This window comes from Paenibacillus sp. Cedars, from assembly GCF_003184205.1.
Lineage (GTDB): Bacteria > Bacillota > Bacilli > Paenibacillales > Paenibacillaceae > Paenibacillus_AQ > Paenibacillus_AQ glucanolyticus.
Genome location: NZ_CP020866.1, coordinates 2,155,095 through 2,181,609 on the forward strand (window position 1 = coordinate 2,155,095; position 26,515 = coordinate 2,181,609).

The window sequence follows — 26,515 nt, forward strand, 5'->3', positions numbered from 1 at the left end:
ATCAAACGCTTGTGAAAAATGTCATGCACGGACAAAGATTAAACCCTAACATCGACTTCAATCAGACGCCATTTATCGTGCAGAGTGAAACGTCGTATTGGAAGCGTCCCACGATTAATGGGGAGGAGGTACCTCGCCGGTCCGGAATTTCGTCCTTCGGGGCAGGAGGAGCTAACGCCCATATCGTGGTTGAGGAGTATATCCCTAAGGACAGCCATAAGGCTCCTATTGCCGTTCATTCACATAGTCCTGCATTGATAATTCTATCTGCCAAAAATGAAGACAGGCTCCGGGAGCAGGCCAGAAGGCTAATGCACGCCATCGGCGAAGAACAGCTGACGGATGCAAGCCTGCGGGATATAGCGTATACACTCCAAGTGGGACGCGAGGCCATGGAGGATCGCTTGGCCATGATCGTTGGCTCCGTGGACGATCTTAAGGCAAAATTACACGAGTTCGCGAATGGCTGCGATTCGATTAAGGATACGTTCAGAGGGCAGGTCAAGCGCAATAAGGAGACGATGTCGCTTCTTGAGGCTGATGAAGAAATCCAGGATGCCATCGTTAGATGGATCCAGCGAGGAAAATACGCCAAACTTCTCAATTTATGGGTGAGGGGGCTGAGCGTTGACTGGGGCCAGATCTATGGCGAGGTTAAACCTTCTCGGATCGGCTTGCCAACTTATCCTTTTGCCGGTGAACCGTACTGGATCCCTGATGCTGGGGTAGACGCTGAAACAAGCCGGCCTGCTGAAGCATCGGCAGCATCTGTTGTTCATCCTTTGCTTCATCGGAATACCTCTGACCTGTCGGGGCTGCGTTTCACTTCGATGTATACGGGGAACGAGTTTTTCCTGAAGGATCATGTGGTGAAGGGGGCGCCCGTCCTGCCTGGTGTGGCTTATCTTGAAATGGCGCGAGCGGCTGTTGAGCAAACGGCCGGAGAGATACTGATGGAAGAGCGCATGGGAATACGGCTCAAGAACGTGGTGTGGGCTCGGCCTATTGCGGTGCGAGATGAACCCGTTCAAGTCTATATTGATCTTGTTTATGAGGACAATGGTGAAATTGCCTATGAAGTATACAGCAGCGAACCAGAAGCAGATGGAGAAGCTGTACTGCACAGTCAAGGGAGTGCGATATTAGGCAGTATGGAGGATCATATATCGCTGGATATCCAGGCCCTTCAGTCTGAATGTAATCGAGATGTCATTTCATCAAACCAGATCTATGAAACATACAGAGCCATGGGCATTCATTACGGTCCGGCTCACCAGGGAATACAGAAGGTTTATTTGGGAAGTGGTCAGGCATTGGCCAAGCTGTCCATTCCCGCCGTGGTTTCTGAAACAACCCAAATGTATACTCTGCATCCCAGCTTGATGGATTCGGCCCTGCAGGCAACGATTTCCATGATGATGAGCTCAGATCCAGCGTCGTCCGCTGCCCTAAAGCCGGGACTTCCGTTTGCACTTCAGGAGCTTGAGGTATTTGGCCGCTGCCCGTCTGAAATGTGGGCTCTGATCCGGTACAGCGAAGGAAATAAAGCAGATAGCAAAGTGCAGAAGCTGGATATCCATTTATGCGATGCTCAAGGGACTGTATTTGTAATAATGAAAGGTTTTTCAACCAGGGTGCTAGACGGTGAGGTGAAGTCACAGGGTCTTTCAGAGACACCCGGGACTCTTATGCTGGAGCCGATCTGGAGGGAGCAGCCTGTCCCTAGCATCACCAGCGCCCAGGGTTATGCCAAACATCTGGTCTTCCTGTGCGAGATCGGTCTGGACCTGCAGCAGGGCATGAACCAACAGATGACTCAGGCACGCTGTATCACGCTGGAATCATCTCAGGAAAGAATGGAAGAACGGTATACAAGTTATGCCAGCCGGATATTTGAGGAAATCCAAGCCGTCCTGCAAGAGAAACCGAAAGATAAAATTCTGATTCAGGTTGTATCCCTTCCGCAGAATGACCGGTTGTTGTTCTCGGGTCTTTCGGGATTAATGAAGGCAGCACAGTCGGAAAGTTCCAAGCTTGTGTGTCAATTTATCGAAATAGAATCAGGCTCTGCTGAAATTGCGAAATTGACAGGTGTATCCATGGAGAACAGCGGCCAGCCGTCGGATCAACGCATCCGATATCGGGACGGCAAACGATGGGTTGCGGGATGGGGCGAGCTTCATGCTGATGCTAAGGAAGCAGTTCCTCCGTGGAAGGACCAAGGCATCTATCTGATTACGGGCGGTGCTGGCGGTCTGGGCATTATTTTTGCCAGAGAGATTACGAATACAGCCAAAGAAACCGTGTTGATTCTTACCGGACGTTCTGCGCTGCAAGCAGGGGCGCGGGCGGAGCTGGACGAACTGCGAGCTCGCGGTGCCAAGGTGGATTATAGACAAGTGGACGTGACGGACAGGCAGCAGGTCTTCGCCTTGATCCGAAGTATCCAGGATGAATATGGACGTCTGAACGGGATCATTCATGGAGCGGGCATCATCCGGGACAATCTTATTCTTAGAAAAGATGTGGGGGAACTGCAAGAGGTGATGGCCCCCAAAGTTAACGGGCTCGTAAATTTGGACGAAGCCAGTAAAAATATTCATCTGGATTTGTTTATTGCTTTCTCTTCTGTGGCTGGGGCGACGGGAAATCCGGGTCAGACAGATTATGCTGCCGCCAATGCTTTCATGGATGCCTTCGCAGAGTATAGAAATACGCTTGCCGCATCCGAGCAGCGACATGGTCGAATGTTATCCATCAATTGGCCCTTGTGGAAAGAGGGCGGTATGCGCGTCGGCGATGACGTCGAAAAAATCATGCTGAAGAGTCTGGGTACCGTCCCGATGCAGACTTCTGCGGGAATTCAAGCCCTGTATCAGGGGCTTGCCTCGGGAAGACATCAGGTTCTGGTCATGACAGGCATGATGTCACGAATGAAACCCAGAATGCTCCCTCCAACCAATGCCGTTGCTCCACAGCCGAGCATGATGACAGCTACCGTCAAGCATGATGACGGCACGCAGAGGGTAAGAGTAGAGACCGTGTTGATACAGAACGTGTCCACACTATTAAAGGTCAAGCTGGAAGATATCGATATTCAATCGGAATTCAGTGAGTATGGATTCGACTCGATCTCCCTTACGCAATTTGCCAACATGTTGAATGAAGCCTACAGTCTTGAATTGACTCCGACCGTGTTCTTTGAATATACAACGCTGGATAGTTTTGCCGAATACCTGATCGCGGAACATCCGGCTGCATTTGCCGCTGGGACTCCATCGGACATGCAGTCGGACGCTCCAGAGGTTAACGTAATAGAGATAAACGCAGTAGAGGTAGAGGTTGAGGTTGAGAAGGAAGAGGTGAATCCCGTCAGAAAACCTCGCTCCCGATGGGCGCCGAAAGTTGTCCAGCCTGTCCAGTTAACCCAGGTTGCCCAAGACACTCAAGCTGAACCTGAGCCGATGGCTATCGTAGGTATCAGCGGTCTGTTTCCGATGGCACAGGATGTGAATGAATTTTGGAGGAACATCGTGGAGGGCAAGGATTGTATCACGGAAATACCGAAGGAGCGATGGGACTGGAGGGAGTGTCTGGATGATCCTTCCGAGGCTCAAGGGCATTCCAGTCTAAAATGGGGAGGCTTCATTGAAGGCGTGGAAGAATTTGATCCGTTATTCTTCGGTATTTCCCCGAGAGAAGCCGAGATTATGGATCCCCAGCAGCGTCTCCTGCTCACCCAGGTTTGGAAGGCGGTTGAGGATGCCGGTATTGCACCGGGCAAGCTGTCGCAAGATCCTACAGGTGTATTCGTGGCTGCAGGTCCAGGCGATTATATGAACATCACTTCGATCTCGCAGGGGAATCCCCAAGCGATGACAGGGGTCGTTCCATCCTTGATTCCGAACCGTATCTCCTATGCCTTAAACCTGCAAGGGCCGAGCGAATATTACGAAACGGCTTGTTCCTCAACCTTGGTGGCCTTGCATCGTGCCATTCGCTCTATTCGCGATCAAGAATGCGAACAAGCCATCGTTGGCGCCGTAAACCTGCTGATCTCTCCAATAGGCTTCATAGGTTTTGATGCCATGGGCTATCTTAGCCCGGATGGACATGCCAAATCCTTTCAGTCCGACGCGGACGGGTTCGTGCGGAGCGAGGGGGTTGGTGCGATGATCATCAAGCCTTTGTCAAAAGCAATCAAGGACCATAATCTCATTTATGCGGTAATCAAAGGGACAGGCGTTTCGCATGGGGGCAAGGGGATGTCATTGACCTCTCCCAATGCCGGAGGCATGAAAGCCGCGATGTCTCAAGCCTTTAAAGGCTCGGGAGTTCATCCTCGGACGATATCTTATATCGAAGCTCATGGCATTGCGTCCCCGATGGCTGACGGCATTGAAGTGAATGCACTGAGGGCGGGATATCAGGAGATTGCGTCGAACAGCTCGTCTGCAATCGATTCAGTCAAGGACAATGTTTGTTATATCAGCACCTTGAAGCCCGCCATGGGTCATGGGGAAGTGGCTTCCGGCATGGCTTCGTTGATCAAGGCCATACAGGCGATAAGGCATAAACTTATCCCGGGGGTGGTCCGATTTACAAGTCCGAGTGAACATATTTCGCTTGCGGGCAGTCCGCTGCGAATCTCCGCAGAGCATCATGAATGGGAAGCCTTAACCGATGCAGACGGCAAGACGCTTCCGCGGCGCGCAGCGATAAACAGCTACGGGATCGGCGGTGTAAACGCCCATGTCATTCTTGAAGAGTATATCCCTGCAGATGAAGGGTTGCTTCGGGCAGAACCTTCAGGGAAACCTCAGATTATCGTCCTGTCGGCAAAAAAAACAGAGCGGCTTCAAGAATACGCTTCACAGATGCTTGAATATGCAGAACGTCATTCCGAGTTCTCATTAGAGGAATTTGCATATACCTTACAGGTGGGAAGGGAACAGATGGAGTCCCGGTTAGCTATGGTTGCCAGCAGCAGGGAGGAACTGATTACTGGTTTCAGGATATTCCTGAATGCATCGCCGGATAACCCCGGTGGGGCCATTACGAATCCGGCCATTTTTACCGGGGATACAACCTTCTCAAGCTCCAAACTGGATTCGGCTGCGCTTCAGTCGCTTTTTGCAGAAAACAATTTGACTAACATAGCGCTGCAATGGACAAAAGGCGGGCAGTTCCCTTGGGAATGGCTTCATATGGAAGAACGAGTCCATAGAATATCTCTTCCCGCGTATCCATTCGAGAAGAGAAGGTGCTGGCCTGAGCTGGACGATGTACAAGAGACCGATCCTGATCCTTATATAAGCAGCCGCGTGATCGATATCGTATCGAGCATACTGGGCATGGCACCGGCTGAGATGAATCCGGGGCTGCCCTTGGATCGATACGGGCTTGACTCCATTCTATTGATGCAGCTGCTGCAGCAGCTGCAGCACCAGCTGGATCCCGCGGTTGATCTCGTCAAGCTGCAGGAATGCAGGACGGTGATGGATATTGCTGCCATGATTGAATTGCCGCCGACAGAAGACAGGCAGCCCAGACTTCATCCTGAGAATGCGTCTATTGCACCCGTCAGTTGGCCGCAATTTCCCGAGCTCATCCTGCTTAACAAAGGATCACAAGGTTCGCCCGTATTCTGGTTTCATGGGGGTTTGGGCGGTGTCGAAATGTACCAGAAGTTGGCGCAAAAGAGTGAGCGTCCCTTTTACGGAATTCAGGCGAGAGGGTGGTTGACTGACCGTACTCCTCTAAAAGGGGTCGGGGCGATGGCCGCTTATTATGCCCACATTATTCAATCGGTTCAGCCCGACGGTCCTTATGATCTGGGAGGGTACTCCTTAGGCGGGGTTCTGGCCTATGAAGTAACGCGTCAATTGCAGGTACTGGGGCATGCGGTGAATTCGGTTGTGATGCTGGACTCCCCATACGGCAAAGAGTTCCAGCAAGGAGCCGTCTCAAGAACAACGGCCGTATTGCAGGCCGTTAACTTGGCGCTTGCCTCGAGGAATTTTCAAGAACCAGACAAGTTTATCCAGACGCTGATTCATAGGGATGAACTGGACTTTAATGTGGAAGAGGGCAAACTGCTGGAGCAGCTTATTAAGCTGGGAAACACACGCGGACTCACCAAGACCGAGGATCAGATTGTGTCCATGATCGAGGCGAATGTCAAGATACAGCATGCTTATCAATTCGATCAATATGCGGCGATGCCGCTTCCCGACCCGGATGCCGTAACCTGCTACTATTTCCGCAATAAGGGCGGCTTGATCTTCGGAGAGCTGGAGCCGTACTTCTCGACAACCGAAGATTCGTCGGTTCTAGACCAAGCGGCATACTGGAAGGAGTGGGAACGCCAGTTCCCGGACCTGCATGTCATGGATATCGATCCTTCGAATCATATGGTGCTGTTGTCGGAAGCTAAATCGTACGAAACGATTTTTGCATTTTGCGAAGCGTTATATTCTGGAGAAGGCATAACCAAGGAGTTCCTCCAGATGTTTAAAGAGCAAACGAAAGAATTACACGGAAGCAAGGTGTGAACGAATCCCGACTAAGCTGCGGTACAAGGCGCTTAGTCGGGATTTTGTCATGCCTATGCGAAAGGGAGGACAATGGTTAATTACGAAGTGTGTGCACTACGAACGGTCTCGCTTCCTTACATTAATTATTGCTATATTGTTTTGGACAAAAGCAGTCGTTCTGCCTTGTTAATCGATCCTTCATGGGAACTCGATGCCATCCTCGGCAAGCTGAACGATTTGAATGCAGACGTGAAGGGGATTATGTTGACTCACTCCCATTATGATCACGTGAATTTGACCTTGGTGCTCACGGAGATTTTTGAATGTGACGTATTCATGTCGAATGTGGAAATTGAAGACTACGGATTCCATTGCAGAAACCTGATAAGTGTCTCGGATCAAGAAGTCATCTCGATTGGGAGAACGAAGGTCACCTGCTTGTGGACACCCGGACATACCTCGGGAAGCATGTGTTTTTTGCTGGAGGACTGCGTATTTACTGGAGACACTTTATTCATAGAGGGCTGTGGGGGATGCCATTATCCAGGCGGTTCGGCTGAGGCGATGTTTGAGAGTATCCAAAAGATCAAGGCTTTGGCTGCCCCGGACTTGCGTGTGTATCCCGGTCATTCCTACGGGGCCGAGCCAGGCCAAACCATAAGAAGGTTGTACGATCAGAATATTTACTTTCAATTGGATTCGCGCAAGCATTTTGTCGATTTCAGAATGAGGCCGAATCAGAAAAGCGTATTTAATTTTCGATGATAGGGGAGTGAACAAAGGTGGGGAAATCCATCGTATTTTTATTTTCCGGGCAAGGCTCGCAATACTACCAAATGGGCAGGGAATTATATCGAGATCAACCGGTGTTCCGCCACTGGATGAGGCATCTGGATCAATATTATTACGGAATAACCGGATATTCGGTCATCGACGAGTTGTACGATAAGGATTATCCAATAAGTCAACCATTTGACTCATTGCCGCTCACGCATCCCGCCATATTCATGATCGAATATGCCTTAGCCCAGGTATTTATGGAGCAGCAGATCTACCCTGATTATGTGTTTGGTACTAGTCTGGGGGAATTTGCGTCATGTACCGTTGCCGGAGCGCTGGATTACACTTCAGCATTGGAGAGTTTGGTCGTTCAAGCGGACATCGTACAGAATCATTGCGAACCGGGAGGCATGATCGCTATTCTTGAACAAGTATCGCTGTTCCATAGCGAACCGGAGCTTTATCGGAACTGTGAGATTGCCTCGGTTAATTTTGACAATCATTTTGTCGTTTCAGGTGGAGCAGCAGGCCTCTCTGAAGTGGAGGCATATATAAAAAAACGCAAAGTGACGTATCAGCGGTTACCTACTCATTATGGTTTTCACTCTAAGTGGATAGATCCTGCCGGAGCACTATATAAGCGTTATGCAGCCTCATGTTCTTTGAAGTCTCCTCAATCAGGAGTCATATCAGCTCTGGCAGGAGGGGCCTGCGCTTCTTTTGAGTCCGAGCATTTATGGAACGCGGTGCGGGAACCGATCCGCTTTCGCGATGCCTTGATAACTTTGCTGCCCATGGAGGATAAGATTTTTGTGGATTTGGGGCCAGGGGGAACACTTACAACCTTCATAAAGCACAATCATTCGTTATTTGGCCCGGACGGAGTCCAGAGTTTACATTCGGTTCTTAGTCCTTTTCACAAGGATATGAACAGGCTGGAGCAGGTACTGTCCAAAATAAAATGGGAACGGGTAACGACATGATGGCAAAGTGAGATTCGGTTGTCGAAACCAAGATTATTTTGCGATTGCCCGAGAAATAAAACCTGCGCTTCATGATAGTAATAGTAATTTTATTGCGATTGAATGATAACTATATGATTATATATCAACGGTGGATGGAATCTGGCTCAAGATGGTATTGGAGGTTCAGAGAATGGAACGTTTGGAGATCATCTCAGATAAGCTAAAGCTGCTGGGAGATAAGACAAGACTGACGATGCTGATCTTGCTAACAGAGAGGGAATGGTGTGTGTGCGAGTTCGTTCACGTGCTGCATATGTCACAACCAGGTGTCAGCCAACATTTAAGAAAACTGAAATCTCTGGGAATCGTGAATGAAGAAAGGCGCGGACAATGGGTATATTACTCGCTCAATGTTGCAGACAAGCCATACATTCAGGCCGTATTGAATGAGATGCCGTCTCCACAAGATATGCTTAAGCAGCTGAACAAAAGTGATATGAAATATTAATGTGATTAACGATGGTCACATTGTTCAATTGCCAGGCTTTTTTTATTCTAAATATAATCATATAGTTATATTATGATGTGAGTTTCGTTGTAACCTTTTGTTGAACAGAAGTCTTGAAAGTCCGCGCGAACAGCGGCGTAAAGTAAGTCAAACAGCAGCATACCGGCATAGGATGAAGACGGGGCAACTTGAAATGGTTGCGGCGTCTTTTTTGCGTTATTGCACTAAAGTTGCAGGCACCCCTCCTTTTCAACTAATATTTAGAGAGGGAACGGAACTTCTAGTATGTAATCAGCAAGCGATATTTAATTACGATCGAGTCAAAAACGACTCTGAATCACACAATCGAAAGGAAGTATCCCATGAATTCTTTGCAAATCGAACAGCTCAAAATCATTCGGAATGAAATTACCCGTTTCATGATGAAATACAAATTCGCATTAGATGAGATTGAAACTAAAATGGAAATATTGAAAGAGGAGTTCCAGGCTCTTCATGATTATAGCCCGATTGAACATACGAAATCCCGCCTGAAGTCACCGGAAAGCATCATGAAGAAACTGCTTCGTAAAGGCGGAAACATATCCCTAAGCTCGATTGAGGATAACATTAAGGATATCGCAGGTTTAAGGATCACCTGTTCTTTTATTTCCGACATTTACAAAATCAGCGATATGCTGCAGCAGCAAAGCGACTTAACGGTTCTTAATGTGAAGGATTATATCAAGAATCCGAAGCCGAACGGATACCAAAGCCTGCATCTTCTAGTAGAAGTACCGGTGTACTTCTCCGACAGGGTTGAAAAGGTATGCGTTGAAGTTCAGATTCGAACCATTGCCATGGATTTCTGGGCAAGCCTGGAGCACAAGATCTTCTACAAATATAATAAGTCGGTTCCTCAGCAGCTGCTGGAGGAGCTGAAGAATGCAGCGGATACCGCCAATGCGCTGGACCGTCAAATGGAACAATTGCATCATGAGGTACAAGCAATCAAAGATTCAGAGAGTGAGGATTCATTGCTGGAGGAGCTGAAGAGCATTCAGATTAACAATCGCAAGTATGAGCTTCCAGCGGGCTTGCTTGAGGTATTCACGGAGGAGAAATAAGGTTAAGTCTGTTTCGAAGATATCAAGTGCAACATGTTTCATCGGCAGTGGTCCGGGTATATATATCCTAAGTGGGAAGTGAGAGTCACATCAACACCAGACGGATAACAAGACTGTTAAAGTCGGAATTACCGAAAGGACTTGATACCCATGAAGCATATAACGAGGAGTAAGGAAGGCACCGCCTGAATTATTCCGAAGACATCCTAAGTAATGTAATGATGGTTTGAGAACGGTAATAACCGCTTCCCACTTTAAAAAACTCTGCGAGGCATCTCGTGGAGTTTTTTTCGTTGCATCCCGGCTGGATATGCTGATCTTTTGCTGAAAAGACTGTTCACAATATTGAGGGAATGGCGGCATTCGATGGACTGCTTCTATGATATACTTATGAATTGGATACAATGGTAAGTAACATGGATGAGATTGTAAAGAACCTACATAATTGAGGTGTATATAGTGACAACTATAGTAGTGATCGGCGGCGGCATTACCGGACTTTCAACCTTATACTACCTGCAAAAAGAGTTAAAGCTTCGTCAGCAGGAGATGAATCTGGTGCTTATTGAGGCAAGCGAAACGCTTGGAGGGAAAATTCGAACCGTTCAGAATGGCGAGTTTATTATGGAAACCGGCGCGGATTCCATCGTGTCCCGAAAAACGAATGTGGCACCGCTCTTGGAGGAGCTTCAGCTAACGGATCAGGTTGTGTATAATGCCACGGGAACCTCTTTTATTTACACAAGCGAGGGACTGAAGAAAATTCCGGACGAGAGTGTGTTTGGTATACCGCTTAGTCTGAGGTCGCTGGCCGAAAGTGAGCTCGTATCCGCGGAGGGGAAGGTAGTGGCGCTCAAAGATTATTACACGCCCAATGAGACATTCACCAGGGATGATTCGCTGGGGGAGTTTCTTGAAGCATTTCTTGGCAAGGAGATTGTGCAGAAGCAGATCGCTCCGGTCATATCAGGGGTGTATTCCGGAGATCTTCATGACTTGACCATTGCCTCCACCTTCCCCTATTTGCTTGATTACAAAAATACATATGGCAGCATCATGGGCGGCCTCGCAGAGAATAAGCAGAAGTATCTGGGTGCGGGAAACAAGAAATTCATCTCCTTCAAAGGCGGCGTCTCGGCTTTGATTGATGCCCTGGAAGATACGGTTTCTCAAGCAGGAGCAGAGATTTACAAAGGAACGGCAGCAGCGAAGCTGAAGAAATTAGCTGATGGCTATGAAATTGCACTCTCCAACGGAGAGAAGCTTGAAGCCGATTATGTTGTGCTGAGCACGCTGGCTTCATCTGCGAAGGAATTGCTGCAAGATCCACACCTTAACGAAGACTTCGATCAGCTGTATACCAAATCCCTCATCAGTGTGTATCTTGCTTTTGATATACAAGATGAAGAACTTCCTTATGATGGCACAGGATTCATTACGGGCAAAGGCACACATTTGAAGTGTGATGCCTGCACCTGGACCAGTCGGAAATGGGAGCATACCTCCGAGAACAAGCGATTATTGATGAGATTGTTCTACAAGAGCTCCAATCCGCATTATGAGGAGTTAATCCGGTTAACGGACGATGAATTGAAGCAGGTCGGGATGGAGGACATCAACCGCAGCTTGGGTATTACGGCAGAGCCGGTCTCCTGTGAAGTTACGAAGTGGCATGACGACATGCCGAATTACCATTTGAAGCACAGACAGGTTGTAGAATCATTGGAGCACAAACTAAAAGATTCGTATCCTAACGTGATTCTTGCGGGATGTTCTTACTATGGGGTAGGCATCCCGGACTGTATTGCGAATGGTGAGAATACGGCTGGTCAGATTATGGAACGTAATCAGGAGGCAAACACATGACCATCTACATTGCACTGCTTCGAGGGATCAATGTCGGCGGCCACCATAAAATAAAAATGGCCGATTTAAGGAAGATGCTGGAGGGCATGGGGCTAACCCATGTACAAACCTACATTCAGAGCGGAAACGTACTGTTTCAATCCGCGGAATCCAAAGCAGCTCTGCGTGCAAAGATGGAGCAGGGCATACTTGAAGTGTTTGGCTTCCCGGTGCCGGTGCTGCTCAGAACCTCCTCGGAAATCGAAGGGATTATTCGGAATTGTCCTTTCTCAGAAGAACGTATTCGCCTTGCCGAGGAAGCCTCAGAGTTTGAAAGCCTGTATGTTGCCATGCTGCCAGAAGTACCTGCAGTTGAAGAGGTTGAGAAGTTGAAGAACTATGAGAACGACAAGGAAGCCTTTGAAGCGATAGGTGAAGAGGTCTATTTATTATTTAAGGAAAGCGTCCGGAATTCCAAGCTGGCAGGGCAATTATCCAAGCTCTGTCTACCCGTCACGATGCGGAATTGGAAAACGATGAACAAGCTGGCACAGCTGGCCATGGAGATGCAGAATGAGCCGCCTCAATAGTTGAACGGGGCGAACTCGCATCGATGAGTAATCGACGCTCAGACATAATGGTTTTGAAAGAGAGTTGTTTCGTTTATTGAGGATCGGGTAAATATAGAATAAGTGGGAAGTGGTATTGTCAATCGACGGACGGAAGAACTTGATGTCATTCCGAAAGGCAGTTGATTCGCCATGAACACTCGCAAAAGGAGAAGAAGAGCGAGATTTCTTCGATTCTTTTCAGGTAATGCACCCTAGCAATTGGAAAATTGCTGCATAACGAACTTCAAATCGCTTCCCACTCATAAGGATCCTGCGATATCATTCGCGGGGTCTTTTTTTTGTGCAGTAAATGGAGCCCAAGTCCATATCTAATAGTAAAGAATGCCTGACAAATGGTTCCCTGTGACTAGAGGTGGAAGGGACTACCGGGACTAATATATCATTTATCAAATTTTACATAAAGTGGTTTAAAAACCGGGCAGAATATGCAATTATTGATTTCAGGAGGTGATGGGGTACGCAACTCCTCGAGGGGACAACCTGAATCGAACGTTGTGAAGGAGCTTGTGATGGAAACGCTTTAATTTTAAATTTGGAGATCCCATGGAGACCTGGAGAATTGGGAAACTGAATTGATTGCTCAACAAATCATTTCTAGGAGGTTTTCCATGTCTAAGATCGTCCTTAATCGATGTATTTCCTGCTTCTTGATTCTCAGTATCGTCTTATCAGCCTCGTTCACCGTTGGTATCGGACAAGCTTCAGCCGAGCAGCTGGCTACAGGCAATACCGTTCCGGAGCTGTTAATTACTGAACTTGTACCTGATTCTACAAATGTTGGAACTGCAGATGGATACGAATTTATTGAAGTGTATAACAATACCGATCAGGCTATCGATTTCAGCAATTACAAAATACGCTACCGTTATTTGGAGAGTGACACCCTCTGGGCGCACGTCCCTGATGAGGTGACCATTCCAGCCGGCGGTACGCTGGTGTTCTGGATTATTAACGGTCAGAACAATAAATCAACGATTGGCGATTTTAATAATAACTATGGCACCCAGCTGACTGAGAACACCGATGTGGTGAAAATATTCTCAGGCGGTATGTCCAATTCGCGCATGCGGGAGCTCATGGTAGTGACCAACACCGGGCGACCGATCGTGTCTGCATTCTATAATGACGGAGAAGTCCATAACGGTCCTGATCTGGGGATCTTCTATAAATATCCTGAGGACGGCAGCCAGAAGATGCAGCGGATCTCCCAACTGGAGCATCTGGCAACGCCGGGTTCATTACAGCATTCTGAGGTGCCGTCGGAGCCGGTACATATCGATATAACGAAGGAACCGACCGTGACGAACCGCACGACAGCCATGGACGTAGAGCCGGGAGATAATCTGGAGATAATTGCCGAGGCCCATGATGCGCGAATGGTCACTTCTGTGGCATTATCTTATCGTGTCGATGATCAAAATGATTACACGGTCGTTCAGCTCCAGGAAGGAAAGCAAGATTTCCGGCATACGATCTCTTATCTTGAACTGCTGGGACACCGTAAACTGGAGTATTTCTTCACGGTGTCCAATACGTTTAAAGAAGTGGAGAGCCCCAAGTATGAGGTCGATCTGACAGGGAATGGAGCAAGCGCCAGATTGAACCTGGATCATCAACAGACCGTAACCGGCACAACGTACATCCGGGGCGCCGCAAATGGTGCGGAATCCAACGACCTGGAGCTTTTTATAGATGGACAGAGGGTTCAAGGTGTGCCTGTCATGGAGCACTCAGCCTACTTTGTATTTGAAGCGGATGGTATCGATGATGGGATCAACACGGTAACCATCGGCAAGGACGTTCTCTACAAGACCGAGGCTAATATAGATGGCTATCGAACGATCGCTGTCCCGATTGAACCCGAGTGGCTGACAAGCGGCATTAACGAAATAACGCTTCGGGCAGGCGACAATGAGCGAACCTACTTCGAGGATAACAAGCCTGCTGGGAACATGGATGACTTCAATGCCCGAAATGTACGACTTCTGTTAGGAGACGGAACGGAGATATGGGATCCGCGATACAGCGACCCTGCGCTGATTCATGATCTGGGTGATGACGGACGGTTTCTGCCGCTGGTTGAATTTTATTTTGACATTCCGGCGGATAAGGTAAAAGCTTTGTCGTATGCGTGGGATACCTCGCAAGTTACGGACGGGCAGCATACGGTCCAACTGAACATAAAGGGCCAGTCTGGAGTATCTGCCACCGTTCAGTCCGATAATCATGGGCCGGAAATCGATGTGAGTGTGGAAGAGGGAAAGTCTTATAAGGGGAGCATCCCGATCGAAGTATCCGCTGTGGATAACGTATCCGGCATGGATCGTATGGAGGTCACACTGGACGGTCGATTAATCGAGGTGCCATACGCGACTTCATCATCGGAGCTTGCACCTGGTGATCATAAGCTGGAGATTCGCGCAGTGGATAAGATCGGCAACAGTTCGGAACGCTCCGTTACGTTTAACACTGCTCAGGAGCATCCGAATGCACCGGTCTTGGTGTCACCAGCGGATAAGGAGACAGGAACAGGGCTTTCGCCAGAGCTGAAGGTTCAAGTCAGTGATCCATCGAATGACGAGCTTGAGGTTTCCTTCCATCAGGCGCATACGTATCACTCGTTAAGCGGTGATCGAGTGAAGTTGTCCAAGAACGCTTCGGATGAAGAACCGCCCAAGGTCAAGCTTCCGGCTGGCGAAACCGTATTGACAGAAGAGGAATTGAAACTCATCTCCGAGTCCAACGATCAATATGTTACCGTGGATTCTACATCCCAGTTCCCTTACATCCGCTTCGAGGTTGACCTGGAGCAAGCCGCCGAACCAGGCGACGTCGTCGAAGTGGGCTGGGAAGGACATACCGTTTCTGGTCGCAAGGTCACGATGTACGCGTGGAATTACAATACAAGCAAGTGGACGGAAATCACGAAACATATCGCCCAGTCCGAAGATGATTTTACGCTTCGTGGAGAATTGGCCGCAGCTGACTACGTGCGGAGCAACCAAGTGGATGTCATCGTACAGGATGAAATTCCCACCCGAGGTGATTATGACTATACCTTTGTCTGGGTATCGGATACCCAGTTCTTGACAGAGCTGTACCCGCACATTCAACAGAAACAATTCGACTGGATCGTCGATTCCATGGATGATATGAATATTAAATATTTGTTCCATACCGGTGACATCGTAAATGATCCGACGGCGCAATATCAGTGGGAACGAGCCGACAGATATATGAACATGCTGGAGAATGCAAACTTGCCTCATGGCGTGCTTGCCGGTAATCATGACGTGGGTAGTTATGATTGGGATTACACGACCTACAGTCAATATTTTGGAGAGGACCGCTATAAGAATCAGCCTTACTACGGTGGCTCCTACAAGGATAATCGCGGTCATTACGACCTCATCTCCGCCGAAGGCAACGACTACATCATGATGTATATGGGATGGGGAGTCGAAGACGAGGACATAAAGTGGATGAATGAGGTTCTGGCTGAGTACCCGGACCGAATCGCGTTTCTGAATTTCCATGATTACATGCTTGCCAATGGAACGCGTTCCGGTGTAGGAAACAAGTTATACAAAGAAGTGGTCGTCCCGAACCCGAATGTAGTTGCTGTTCTGAGCGGGCATTACACGGGAGCCAGTCTGCTCAAGAATGAGCTGGATGATGACGGTGACGGTACGCCGGACAGAACCGTCTATCAGATGCTTGCGGACTACCAGGGACATGCCGATGGTGGCAGCGGCTATCTGCGCTTGCTGCATTTTGATAAGGAAAGCAATCAAATTTACGTGAATACGTATTCTCCATACCTGGATAAGTACAATTATTATACAAATCCAGGAGTGGACGAGTTTACGATGAATCTGGATCTTGAGCCGAAGCTGAAAAGGGTGGCAACGGATTCGATTCAAGTGAATCATCTGAAAGGAGCGGCTTTGGGTGCACCGCAGAAAGTTGCCAGCGGTGCAGTGGTGACGCAGCCATGGACGGGGCTTCAATCGAACGGGACGACGTATTCCTGGTATGTTCTTGCACAGGATGAATTCGGCGGGAGAACCGTATCGGATGTTTGGTCATTCACAACCGAAGGCGGGGAGCTTCCTGCTCCGACGAATCTGAAGGCACTGCGAGTGACATCCTCCTCGGTTCAGTTGGGCTGGGATTCTGTGAACCATCCGGACCAGCAGGTCGCGGGCTACAATATCTATCAGAATGGTCAGCAGACAGCGACTGTAACGGAGAGTGTGTATGAAGCGACAGGGCTGATGGCAGACACGGTATACGAATTCCAGGTAACTACCCTGGATGAACAAGGGAACGAATCGGATCGAAGCGACAGGTTAACGATTACAACGAATGCTGAGGTCATTTCGGGTGCGCCTGTATGGTCATCCGGAGAGTTGAAGGTTACGGACATTACGCCAATAAGTGTAACCTTGGGCTGGCCGGAGGCGAATGCACCTGATGGCGTGGATGGCTATCGCGTCTATCAGAATGGTCGGAGTGAACCGGTGGTTACCGTGACGAACGACGTGTATTCACATACCGTCTCCAGCCTGGAGCCGGATACGTTGTATCACTTTACGGTAAAAGCCTATAATGCGGCTGGAGAGAGCCATGGACTTCATCAATCGGTTACAACTCCGGCGGCAGCTGTAGACAAAAGAGAGCTGAAAAGGTGGATTGCTTTGGCACAGCAAAGGCTCGATGAAACCCAAGAAGGCTCATCGCCGGGCCAGTACCCGGCAGCGGCACGATCCGCTTTACGGACTGCCATTGCGAGTGCCAGTGTCGTAGCGGAACAGGATCAAGCCACAGCCAAGGATGTAGAGGATGCAGTGATAGTATTGCAAGCTGCAATCCGTGCCTATAACGTTTCGGTTGTTCCTTCATCGGAGAATCCTCCATCTTCAGGTTCAGATTCTTCCGGAGGCATCGTACGGTCAGGCAACACAAACCTGAAAGGCCTTGAAGTGATCATTGGCGGCAAAACGGTAGAACTATCTCCTGCGTTCAACCAGAATACAACGGAGTATCGGCTTGAAACGGAAGCCGAATCGGTACAGCTCCGTGTTGGCGCTGCGCACAGCGGAGCCAAGGTGCTTCTGGGTGATGAAGCCGTGAAGCCGGATCAGCTGATCGCCTTAACGGAAGGGGATAACATTCTGAGGTTGGTAGTTCAAGCCGAGAATGGCGCGACAAAGGTCTATCAGTTGAACATTCATCGTAAAGCTAAGCAAGAGACAGAAGCAACGAAGCCCGATCCCATGCCGGCAGGGTTAACGGACATCGGTGAACACTGGGCCGCGTCAGCCATTGAACAAGCCGTTCAGCTTGAGATTATTGGAGGTTACCCGGACCAGACCTTCAGACCGGACCGTCAGGTAACCCGTGCTGAATTTATGGTGATGCTGGCAAAAGCCATGGAGGGCCACGGGAATTCCGCGACGCTGAACTTCAAAGATAGTTCCCTCATCGGACCTTGGGCACTTGAAGCCGTTCAATGGGCCGTATCCGAAGGTATCGTGAAGGGATACGAAGATCGTTCATTCCGTCCGAATCAAACCGTTAACCGTGCAGAGATGGCGGTCATACTTGTGAGATACCTGGGACTGAGCTTGGGGGATGCGGAATCTTCCTTCCGAGATCATAGCAACATTCCTGCCTGGGCAGAGAAGGAGATATCCGCTGCTGTTGATGCCGGTATCGTGAATGGCCGCTCGGGTAACCGATTTGCTCCACTTGAATCCGCGACTCGCGCGGAAGCGGTTATGATGATTCTTCGCATGCTCGAGAAAGTGGAGAAATAACGAGTTATTCAATGAACAAGAGGCTTTCGCCCAAGCATATTCATGGGTGAAGGCCTCTTTTACATGAGGAGATTCATCGATATTCATTCCACTATCGAAGCCGATAAAGCGATAGGAGAATCGTAACCTGCAAGAGTGGACGCTTGAACAAACGTGCGCTCTTGCAGGTTATTTTTTTATCCAATGATTAAACGCTCTGTCCCTTTACCTTCAATAAGTAGGCCAGCCCTGGGCGTCCCAGTTCAGGTCATTGATGAGCAGCTTCGGCGTACCGTTGTCCGTTGCGTCATAAGCATGTCTAATGATGATGTTGTTATACACATCTTGGTGTCCGGGCCCCTTCCAGACGGCATTGCCGCTGTCCATGATCGTGCCGCCGCCGTTCATCATGCTGGTTCCGTTCTTGTCTACGTAAGGGCCCGTGATATTGGCAGAACGGCCATAAGCGATTTTATAAGTGCTGTTCACGCCCTGACAGCAGGAATCAAAGGAGGCAAACAGATAATAGTAACCGTTTCGGTAGATGATCGTTGGCGCTTCTACGGCACCGCCGTTGTTAGGACGTGAGGCAATGGAATAAAGCGTGCCTGTCGGTTTCATCGTGCTTGCATCCACGCGTGTCAGCTTCAGTCCGCTCCAGAACGAACCGTAGGCGAGCCAAGGGTTACCGTCCTTGTCAATCGTCAGGGTGGGATCGATTGCATTATAGTTGTTAGATGATGTCGTCCGTGTAACCAGACCGTCGTCGCGCCAATTGCCTGAGGTGATGCTGGTTGTCGAAGTCAAGCCGATGGCGGATGTGTTGGACCCGAAGGACGAGATCGAATAATAGAGCCAGTAACGACCGTTGAAATATTCAATATCGGGTGCCCAGAGATCATTCGTGCTCTGATTCGGTACATAGGTCTTCCACCAGGAAAGCGGAGAGGAAAATACCTGATTGGCCCTGGTCCAGTTCGTGCCGTTGCTGGATTTCAGCAGCTGAATGCCCTGTCCTGTTGAGAAGGTGTACCATGTATTCCCTTCCTTGATGATCGTTGGATCGTGAACGACAATATCACCGCTAAGGTTCCAGAAAGCGCCGAATGCCGACTGTGCGCCCGTGACGCACAACCCAGTGGCAAGCACAAGCGAAGTAAGCCATTTTCTCTTCTTGTTCATTCGTTATATCCTTCCTTTCAATCTGAATTAGAGAGAACGAATCCGTGAAACACTTCTAGAATAAATCACCTCCGATTTGTTTGAATTTATTTCATGTTAGTATAAATCGATTTATGTTATTTTAAATTATAAAAGCGCTTCCAGTATAAGTAAAGTACAAATTCTATATCTAGAGGGACCTGTCTGTTCAACTAAAAATTGGCTGTGGAATACAGAAGATTCAGGTCTAGTCTTCTATATACAAACAAAGCCCCGCGAACCTCGCAGGGCTTTGTTTCGTGTTTGTATTCCAATCGTAATCAGACCCAGCGTCCGCCGCGGAATACTGGCTCAACCGTGCCGTCCGCCAGCTCGCCATCAATGTCGAGCTCAGCAGACCCGATCATGAAATCGACATGCGTCAAGCTGACATTGGCTCCACGAGCCAGCAGTTCCTCCTTGCTCAGCTTGGTACCGCCCTCTATATTGACCGGATAGGCGCTGCCAAGTGCAAAGTGACAGGAGGCATTCTCATCAATCCCGGTGTTATAGAACACCCGATTCAGTTGAGAGATCGGCGAGTCATGCGGAACGAGCGCCATTTCCCCGAGATAGGATGCACCCTCGTCCGTGTCGAGCAGTGTTGTGAGATGCTCCCGTCCGGATTCGGCTTCATACTCGACTACCTTGCCGTCCTTGAAGGTAAGCTTGATGCCTTCAACCAATCGGCCATTCAGATTGAGTGGAAGCGTACTGGTTACGGTACCGTTCACGCCTGTACGGTGCGGCATCGTATAGATCTCTTCTGTTGGCATATTGGCAACAAAATATACGCCGGCTTCGTTCTCATCGCCGCCGCCGAGCCATAGATATCCCTCCGGCATATCAACACGCAAATCGGTTCCCGGTGCGCGGTAGTGAAAGCTCTTGTAGCGCTTTGCGTTCATGTGATTTTGTCGCAGCTTCAGTTGAGCTATATGATCGCGCCAGGCTGCTACCGGATCGTCGTTTCCGACACGGGTCATCTGGAATACGGCCTCCCACATGGCTGGAACCCGCTCTTCTTCAGGGAGGTCTGCAAACACTTTATTAGCCCATGCACGCGTAGGCGCCTTAATGAGCGACCAGCTGATTTTGTTGTTGCGCACATAATCCTGGTATTTCTCGCTGGCTACAGCGGCAGCTTTTACAGCCGTAGATACTTTGGCTGAGTCAATTCCACGGAACAGCTCAGGATCCGGTACCTTAATGCGCAGAATGGCACCTCCGCCTTCGGCAAGCTGCTGCATGGCATCTGCCTGCCACTGTGGATAATACCCGAAGGAATCGTCAGGTGCCTTCTCATAACGAATTCGGGTGATTTTCTCGTCTTCCCAATCGACTTGCACATATTTGGCGCCCGCATCATATGCCTTGGCTACGATGTGGCGGGTCAAATCTACGGTTTCAATGGGCGTATTGACGATTAGAACTTGACCTGGCTGAACGTTTACGCCCACTTTAACGACCAGCTCCGCGTATTTCTCCAGATTTTTCTCGAAATTGTCCATATGTAGATGTCCTCCATTTCAGATGTACACTTTATTCTATCACGTTAACAGTAGACACTAAACAAATGGATGATGGCGATATCGGCAATTGCCTCTTTTTCTTGTCCAGAGTAAGGGAGATTTGTCTCCGAAGCAGATGTTTCAATTCATGCAGTGAGCAATCTGACTGTCCACATTGTTTAACTTTGCCTCGTAGAAGGAGAGCATTTCCTCGCAGTATTCGTAAGCATCGGGCGAAGCCACCTCACCGCGGAGTAATACCCGTATTTGATCTGTGGTCAGACCGAGCTTCAAGTACAATGGAATCATCTTGACCCGTTCGATCGCGGATGCGCGTTAAAATCGCGGTATCATTGTCCAGTCTGTCGGCTTCCAGCAGTCTTTTTTGCTCATAGTGCCGGATGGAGCGCACGGACATGACTGTGTTGTGATAATTCGCTGATCTTTATTCCATGTGTATCTCCCTACTTAAATTAGATAACCAGATTATCGCTACGAGCTGCCTGTGCTTTAAGGATGGGGGTTCTCTGAACTATTTATATAAATAGAATTCCCGTGCAAAAGTGTGACAATCAGCTGTCATACATTCTGGATTACACTGACTTTAGTAAATAAGGAAACGTACTGAGAAGGAGTGTTTGAGAAACGTGAAAACGAATCAAGTTAACAAACTGCCCATCGTGCTTGCCGGGCTGCTGCTCGCCATCATGATGGCTTCCATGGACAATACGATTGTAGCGACGGCCATGGGAAATATCGTGGGAGAGCTCGGCGGACTCGATCATTTCGTATGGGTGACCTCCGCTTATATGGTCGCTGAACTGGCAGGAATGCCGATCTTCGGAAAGCTGTCCGATATGTATGGGCGCAAAAAGTTTTTTGTATTCGGGATGATTGTATTTATGCTGGGCTCCGTGCTGTGCGGAACGGCAAGCTCCATTACGGAACTGGCGCTGTATCGTGCGGTGCAAGGAATCGGCGGTGGGGCACTCATTCCGATTGCATTCGCCATTATGTTTGATACGGTTCCGCTTGAGAAGCGCGGCAAGCTTACAGGTTTGTTCGGAGCTGTGTTCGGGTTATCGAGTATATTTGGCCCGCTGGCAGGGGCATACGTTACGGATCACATCACCTGGCAGTGGGTGTTCTATATCAATTTGCCCATTGGAATCGTGGCTTTCATGATGGTCACGCTGTTCTACAAGGAGTCGCATGAGCGTTCCAAACAACCAATTGATTGGATGGGAGCAACCACTCTCCTGACAGGCGTTATTTGCTTCATGTTTGCACTGGAGCTTGGCGGCAAGCAATTGGCATGGGATTCCTGGATTTTGATTTCCTTGCTCGCTGCTGCTGCCGTTATGCTGGTTGTTTTTGTTCTAGCCGAGAGAAGGGCAAAGGAGCCAATCATATCATTCAGCCTGTTTAAGAATAAACTCTATACGTCCAGTGTGTTATGCGGTTTATTCAGTGGCGGATCGTTTATCGTGGCTTCCGTATATATACCGATCTTTATCCAAGGCGTACTTGGGGGAAGCGCAACCAACTCGGGTCTCGTTCTGCTGCCGATGATGCTGGGCTCCGTCATAACAGCTACGGTGAGCGGTTTTCTGATGAGCAGAATATCTTATCGAAACATCATGATTCCAACACTGGTCCTGTTCACGGGGGGCATGGTGCTCGCCTCGACGCTGACGGCGGAATCAAGCCGGCTGATCGTCACCTTATACATGGTGCTAATTGGGCTTGGCATCGGGGGCTCGTTCTCTGTGCTGGGAACCGCTGTGATGCATGGCTTGTCTTATAAACAGCGCGGCATGGCCACCTCGACCTTCAATTTCACGCGGTCGCTCGGTATGACGATTGGGATAACGGTGTTTGGGTTGATACAGAGCCGCTCTTTTGCGGGTTCCTTAACATCGGGCGGAGCGAACAACGGTCACCTTCCTGAGGGATTTAATCTGCAGGATCCCCACGCGCTGTTGGCACCGGAGACTCGTGCGCTGATTCCGGCGGAGCTGTTAAAACCGATATCGGACTCACTGGCATCCTCCATAGCTGCAACGTTCGCCTGGGCTATTGCTCCTGCCGCGTTAGCGCTTCTTGCCGCAACGTTTATGGGACGCAAGAAGCTGGATGAATCCGCGGAGGTGAAGGAGGCTGTCGTTGATTCGGCAGAGGAAGCCGAAGAATCCCAGGATCGGGAGAAGCTGGTCTTGGTTCCATAACAAGATGGCTTCGCCGTAGTCCATCATATGATAAGAGCTGCCTGCCGGTGTTCAGCCGATCAGGCAGCTCTGTTGCTATTAGCTCTTAATGGCGCCTGCCGCAATATCTGAAATGAATTGCTTGCTGATAAACAGGAACATGACGATCAGCGGAATGACGGCGAGAAGGGTGCCGGCAATAACCATCGAGTAGTCGGTGGTGTAGATTCCGTTCAATGAGGAGAGTGCAACCTGTAAAGTGAATTTACTCTCATCGTTCAGAATGATGAGTGGCCAGAGATAATCATTCCACACGCCGATAAACGTGAAGGCGGCCAGGAATGAAAGAGCAGGCCGCAGAATAGGCAGCGATATATTCCAGTACAGGCGGAAGAATCCGCAGCCATCGATTTTACCGGCATCCAGCAGCTCCGATGGAACCGACTCCTGCGCATACTGTCTGATCCAGAAGATCCCGAAAGCGTTTACCATTCCCGGAATAATCAAAGCTTTGTAAGAGCCCACCCATCCAAACTCGGCCATGATAACAAACGATGGCACCAGGGATAGCTGGGCCGGGGCCATCATGGTGGCGAGCAGCAGGACGAACAGCCATTTTTTGCCTGGAAATTGGAATTTAGCAAACGTAAAACCAGCCAGGGAATCAAAGAACAACACCAGAAGTGTGCACGCAGCAGCTACGAACAGGGTGTTCCAGAAGGCCCCGAAAAAGTCGATGCTGCTGAGTACCCTGGACACGTTATCCAACAAGTGGGGACCGAACCATAATTTAGGAGGAAAGCTGTAAATATCCGAAGTGGTGCGAGTCGCCATAACAAGCAGCCAGTAGAAGGGAAAGATCGAGAAGAGCAGTCCGGCGATTAATCCGAGATGCAGCAGAATGGATTTCCATTTGAACATACGATTCACCCCCATTATCAGTCATTGGAAGGATTGCCCTGCACCATTTTCCAGTTCACGATGGAAAAGAGGGCAATGAGCACAAACATACCCCAGCCGACAGCAGCGCCATATCCGAAATAGTTATTGACGAAGGCTTCACGGTATAAATACAGAACGATTGTCAAACCGCCGCCGCTTACGCCGCCGTCATTCCCGACAAGCACTTGTGGTTCGGTAAAAATCTGCATGCCGCCGATCGTTGATGTAATAACCGTAAAGAGAATGATCGGTCTTAAATTCGGAATGGTGATTTTGAAAAAGGATTGTATGCCTGAAGCTCCGTCGATCTTGGCTGCCTCGTACAGAACCGTGGGAATGCTCTGCAATCCGGCGAGATAGATAATGGCGTTATACCCCGCCCATCTCCAGATGACCATCACCGAAATGGCAAGCTGGATGCCCCATGTTTTGTTCAGCCACTCCACGGAGTTCAGGCCGAACAGAGACAGTATATAGTTGAGCAGACCGTAGTTGTTGGAGAATACCGTGCCGAATACAATGGCAACAGCGACGAGAGACGTGACGTTCGGCAGGAAATACCCGATCCGGAAAAATGTGCGGAACCGCACATACGATGCATTGAGAAGGAAAGCAACAACTAACGCAATAAATAGCATCGGTATCGTGGAGTAGATCCAGATGAGCAGCGTGTTGCCCACAGCTCTCCAGAATTCAGGATCGGTTAACATGAATTGATAGTTATTGAGGCCGTTAAAGGTCATCTCACCGATGCCATCCCACTTTTGAAAGGACAGAAACATGGAGAAGGCGATCGGGAACAATCCGAAAATGGCAAACAAGATGTAAAAAGGGGAGATCGCCAGATATTCCTTGCGATGTTTCCATATTTGAGCAGATAACCGGTCCTGTGACTTTGATTTCTTCGGAACAGGTTTGTGTTCCACGGGTGTATGATTCAGCATTGGATTATCCATCGTACTGTAACCTCCTGTAGCGGTTGGTATTTAAGTACTCATAGCAATCGAGGGTTGCAATGGGTTGAACACCGGCACGAAGATTCAGCGCAGCAATTCTTTTTTGACCCTTGCCAGCGCATCCTTCCATGCTTTATCGGGATTTTTGCCCTCAAGTGCAACGGAAGAAAGCTCTCGATTGACAATGCCGTTTAAATTTGCATATTTCCCGCCGAAGTAAGCAGGTTTGACGTTGCGCGCAGATTCCGAGAATACTTCACCTGTGGCCTGATTTCCAAAAAATTCTTCGGTTTCCTTCATCACAGGGTCGTCCAGTGCTTCCGTGGCGGAAGGAAAGAGATTGATTTTCTTGAAGGATTGAACCTGATTCTCCGGATTCTGAATATACTTCATGACATCAAACGCCTCTTGCGGATATTTACTGGTCTTCATGATGGCCAGGAAGGAACCGCCATTGTTGCCGTCTCCACCCGGTGCGCGTGCTACCTTCCATTTGCCGCTTGTATCCGGTGCTGCCTGCATTAGAATCTCCTTCATCCATACCGCACCGACAAAGGAAGCGATTCGTCCATTGTTCATGGCGGCATTCCATTCAGAGGAGGAGGTGGTGGTATTGGCACTCAGTTTCATCTGTGATGCTGTAACTGCTGTATCCCAAGCCGTCTTCATCGAGGACTCAGGTGACTCACCGATAAATGACCCATCCTCGGCAAAATATATATGGTCAGACTGGGCATTAATCTGAGTGTAGATGTTGGTGATGTTGTCGAGCATTTTTACTTTATTGTCAAAATGCTCTTGCAGTTTCAGCCCTGCCTCGAAATATTGATCCCAGGTGTTTAGCTGTGCATACACATCATCAGGTTCGGACGGCAGACCGGCTTCCTCGAACAAATCCGCCCGATAATAGAGGGCAGTTGGCCCCGTATCGATCGGAAGCGCTATCATGGAACCTTCCGGGGTAACGCCAAGCTTCCATTTCCAATCGAGGAAATCGGGCTCGATTTCCTTGGCACCAAGCTCATACAGATCATAGAAGCGATCCGAGCTGGTAAACAGCTCTGCCACCCAGTCGTTAAAAGCAACGATGTCCGGTCCTCCGGAACCGGCAGCCAGCGTTGTTTTGAGCTTGGATTTGAAATCGCCTCCGATTTTTTGGGCATTGATACGGATACCCGGAAACTTTTGCTCGACGGATTTGATCAGCTCGTCGTCCAGGCTTCGGTTCCAATACCAGAGTGTAAGCGTTTTCGTTTTTTCGCTTGAAGTTGTTCCCGCGCAACCGCTGATTAACAAGATAAGAATAAGTAACCCTAAGCTAACCATCCTGCGTGTGTTCACTATCGTCAGCCTCCTAACGTGGTGAAATCAGTCATGCTTAAATCTTATTCAGTTACCAAGCTCGCGTGAGTAAAAATATATGATTAAGATAATAAACAATAGACTAAAAATTGAAACATTCCATATAAAGGAATAATTGCATAGCGCATGGAGACAATATCAAAGATTGACCAAAAATATGGAGT

At 49.0% G+C, this 26,515-nt stretch carries 14 protein-coding genes and 1 pseudogene (1 of these 15 running past the window's edge); 9 read left to right on the top strand and 6 right to left on the bottom strand.

The features are described 5' to 3' along the window. The 8 genes from B9D94_RS11635 to B9D94_RS11670 form a co-directional block, all read left to right on the top strand. On the top strand, nt 1-6,554 hold the 3' portion of the coding sequence (locus B9D94_RS11635; protein ID WP_148247060.1) for an SDR family NAD(P)-dependent oxidoreductase. It extends 11,440 nt beyond the left edge of the window; only the last 6,554 of its 17,994 coding nucleotides appear in the window; its start codon lies beyond the left edge, outside the window; its stop codon occupies nt 6,552-6,554. Between the two features lie 72 nt (nt 6,555-6,626). After that, nucleotides 6,627-7,301 carry an MBL fold metallo-hydrolase gene (locus tag B9D94_RS11640; RefSeq protein WP_148247061.1) on the top strand — a complete coding sequence of 225 codons (675 nt, stop codon included), beginning with the start codon at nt 6,627-6,629 and terminating at the stop codon, nt 7,299-7,301. Nucleotides 7,302-7,318: 17 nt separating this feature from the next. Beyond that, nucleotides 7,319-8,299 (top strand): acyltransferase domain-containing protein, encoded by a 981-nt coding sequence (locus tag B9D94_RS11645; protein WP_253806137.1) that lies wholly within the window; start codon nt 7,319-7,321, stop codon nt 8,297-8,299. Nucleotides 8,300-8,471: 172 nt separating this feature from the next. Next, nucleotides 8,472-8,789, top strand: coding sequence for an ArsR/SmtB family transcription factor (locus B9D94_RS11650; RefSeq protein ID WP_076150576.1), 318 nt, complete (start codon nt 8,472-8,474; stop codon nt 8,787-8,789). 362 nt (nt 8,790-9,151) lie between these two features. Beyond that, nucleotides 9,152-9,895 carry a GTP pyrophosphokinase gene (locus tag B9D94_RS11655; RefSeq protein ID WP_006210951.1) on the top strand — a complete coding sequence of 248 codons (744 nt, stop codon included), beginning with the start codon at nt 9,152-9,154 and terminating at the stop codon, nt 9,893-9,895. A 459-nt stretch (nt 9,896-10,354) separates the two neighbouring features. After that, nucleotides 10,355-11,761 carry a protoporphyrinogen oxidase gene (locus B9D94_RS11660; protein WP_148247062.1) on the top strand — a complete coding sequence of 469 codons (1,407 nt, stop codon included), beginning with the start codon at nt 10,355-10,357 and terminating at the stop codon, nt 11,759-11,761. Further along, a complete protein-coding gene (locus B9D94_RS11665) occupies nt 11,758-12,330 on the top strand; it encodes a DUF1697 domain-containing protein (RefSeq protein WP_148247063.1) in 573 nt (190 codons plus the stop codon). The genes B9D94_RS11660 and B9D94_RS11665 overlap by 4 nt, the downstream gene beginning before the upstream one ends. A gap of 650 nt (nt 12,331-12,980) precedes the next feature. Continuing rightward, nucleotides 12,981-18,194 (top strand): S-layer homology domain-containing protein, encoded by a 5,214-nt coding sequence (locus B9D94_RS11670; RefSeq protein ID WP_148247064.1) that lies wholly within the window; start codon nt 12,981-12,983, stop codon nt 18,192-18,194. A 210-nt stretch (nt 18,195-18,404) separates the two neighbouring features. Here the strand turns inward: B9D94_RS11670 and B9D94_RS11675 are convergent, their stop codons facing one another. The 3 genes and pseudogenes from B9D94_RS11675 to B9D94_RS31465 form a co-directional block, all read right to left on the bottom strand. Beyond that, the gene (locus B9D94_RS11675; protein WP_148247065.1) at nt 18,405-19,355 is read right to left on the bottom strand and encodes an arabinan endo-1,5-alpha-L-arabinosidase AbnA; all 951 of its coding nucleotides are present in this window, start codon (nt 19,353-19,355) and stop codon (nt 18,405-18,407) included. A gap of 299 nt (nt 19,356-19,654) precedes the next feature. Then, the gene (locus B9D94_RS11680) at nt 19,655-20,884 is read right to left on the bottom strand and encodes an aminopeptidase (protein WP_148247066.1); all 1,230 of its coding nucleotides are present in this window, start codon (nt 20,882-20,884) and stop codon (nt 19,655-19,657) included. A gap of 31 nt (nt 20,885-20,915) precedes the next feature. Further along, a pseudogene (locus tag B9D94_RS31465) lies at nt 20,916-21,333 on the bottom strand (MerR family transcriptional regulator). Between the two features lie 198 nt (nt 21,334-21,531). On the opposite strand from B9D94_RS31465, the gene B9D94_RS11690 reads away from it, so the two are divergent. Next, nucleotides 21,532-23,112 carry an MDR family MFS transporter gene (locus tag B9D94_RS11690; RefSeq protein WP_148247067.1) on the top strand — a complete coding sequence of 527 codons (1,581 nt, stop codon included), beginning with the start codon at nt 21,532-21,534 and terminating at the stop codon, nt 23,110-23,112. Between the two features lie 78 nt (nt 23,113-23,190). On the opposite strand, the gene B9D94_RS11695 is transcribed toward B9D94_RS11690, so the two are convergent. The 3 genes from B9D94_RS11695 to B9D94_RS11705 form a co-directional block, all read right to left on the bottom strand. Then, nucleotides 23,191-24,012, bottom strand: coding sequence for a carbohydrate ABC transporter permease (locus tag B9D94_RS11695; protein WP_148247068.1), 822 nt, complete (start codon nt 24,010-24,012; stop codon nt 23,191-23,193). 17 nt (nt 24,013-24,029) lie between these two features. Continuing rightward, entirely contained in the window at nt 24,030-24,989 is a 960-nt protein-coding gene (locus B9D94_RS11700; RefSeq protein WP_148247069.1) for a carbohydrate ABC transporter permease, read from the bottom strand. Nucleotides 24,990-25,073: 84 nt separating this feature from the next. Next, nucleotides 25,074-26,330 (bottom strand): extracellular solute-binding protein, encoded by a 1,257-nt coding sequence (locus tag B9D94_RS11705; protein WP_148247070.1) that lies wholly within the window; start codon nt 26,328-26,330, stop codon nt 25,074-25,076. Nucleotides 26,331-26,515: the final 185 nt, after the last annotated feature.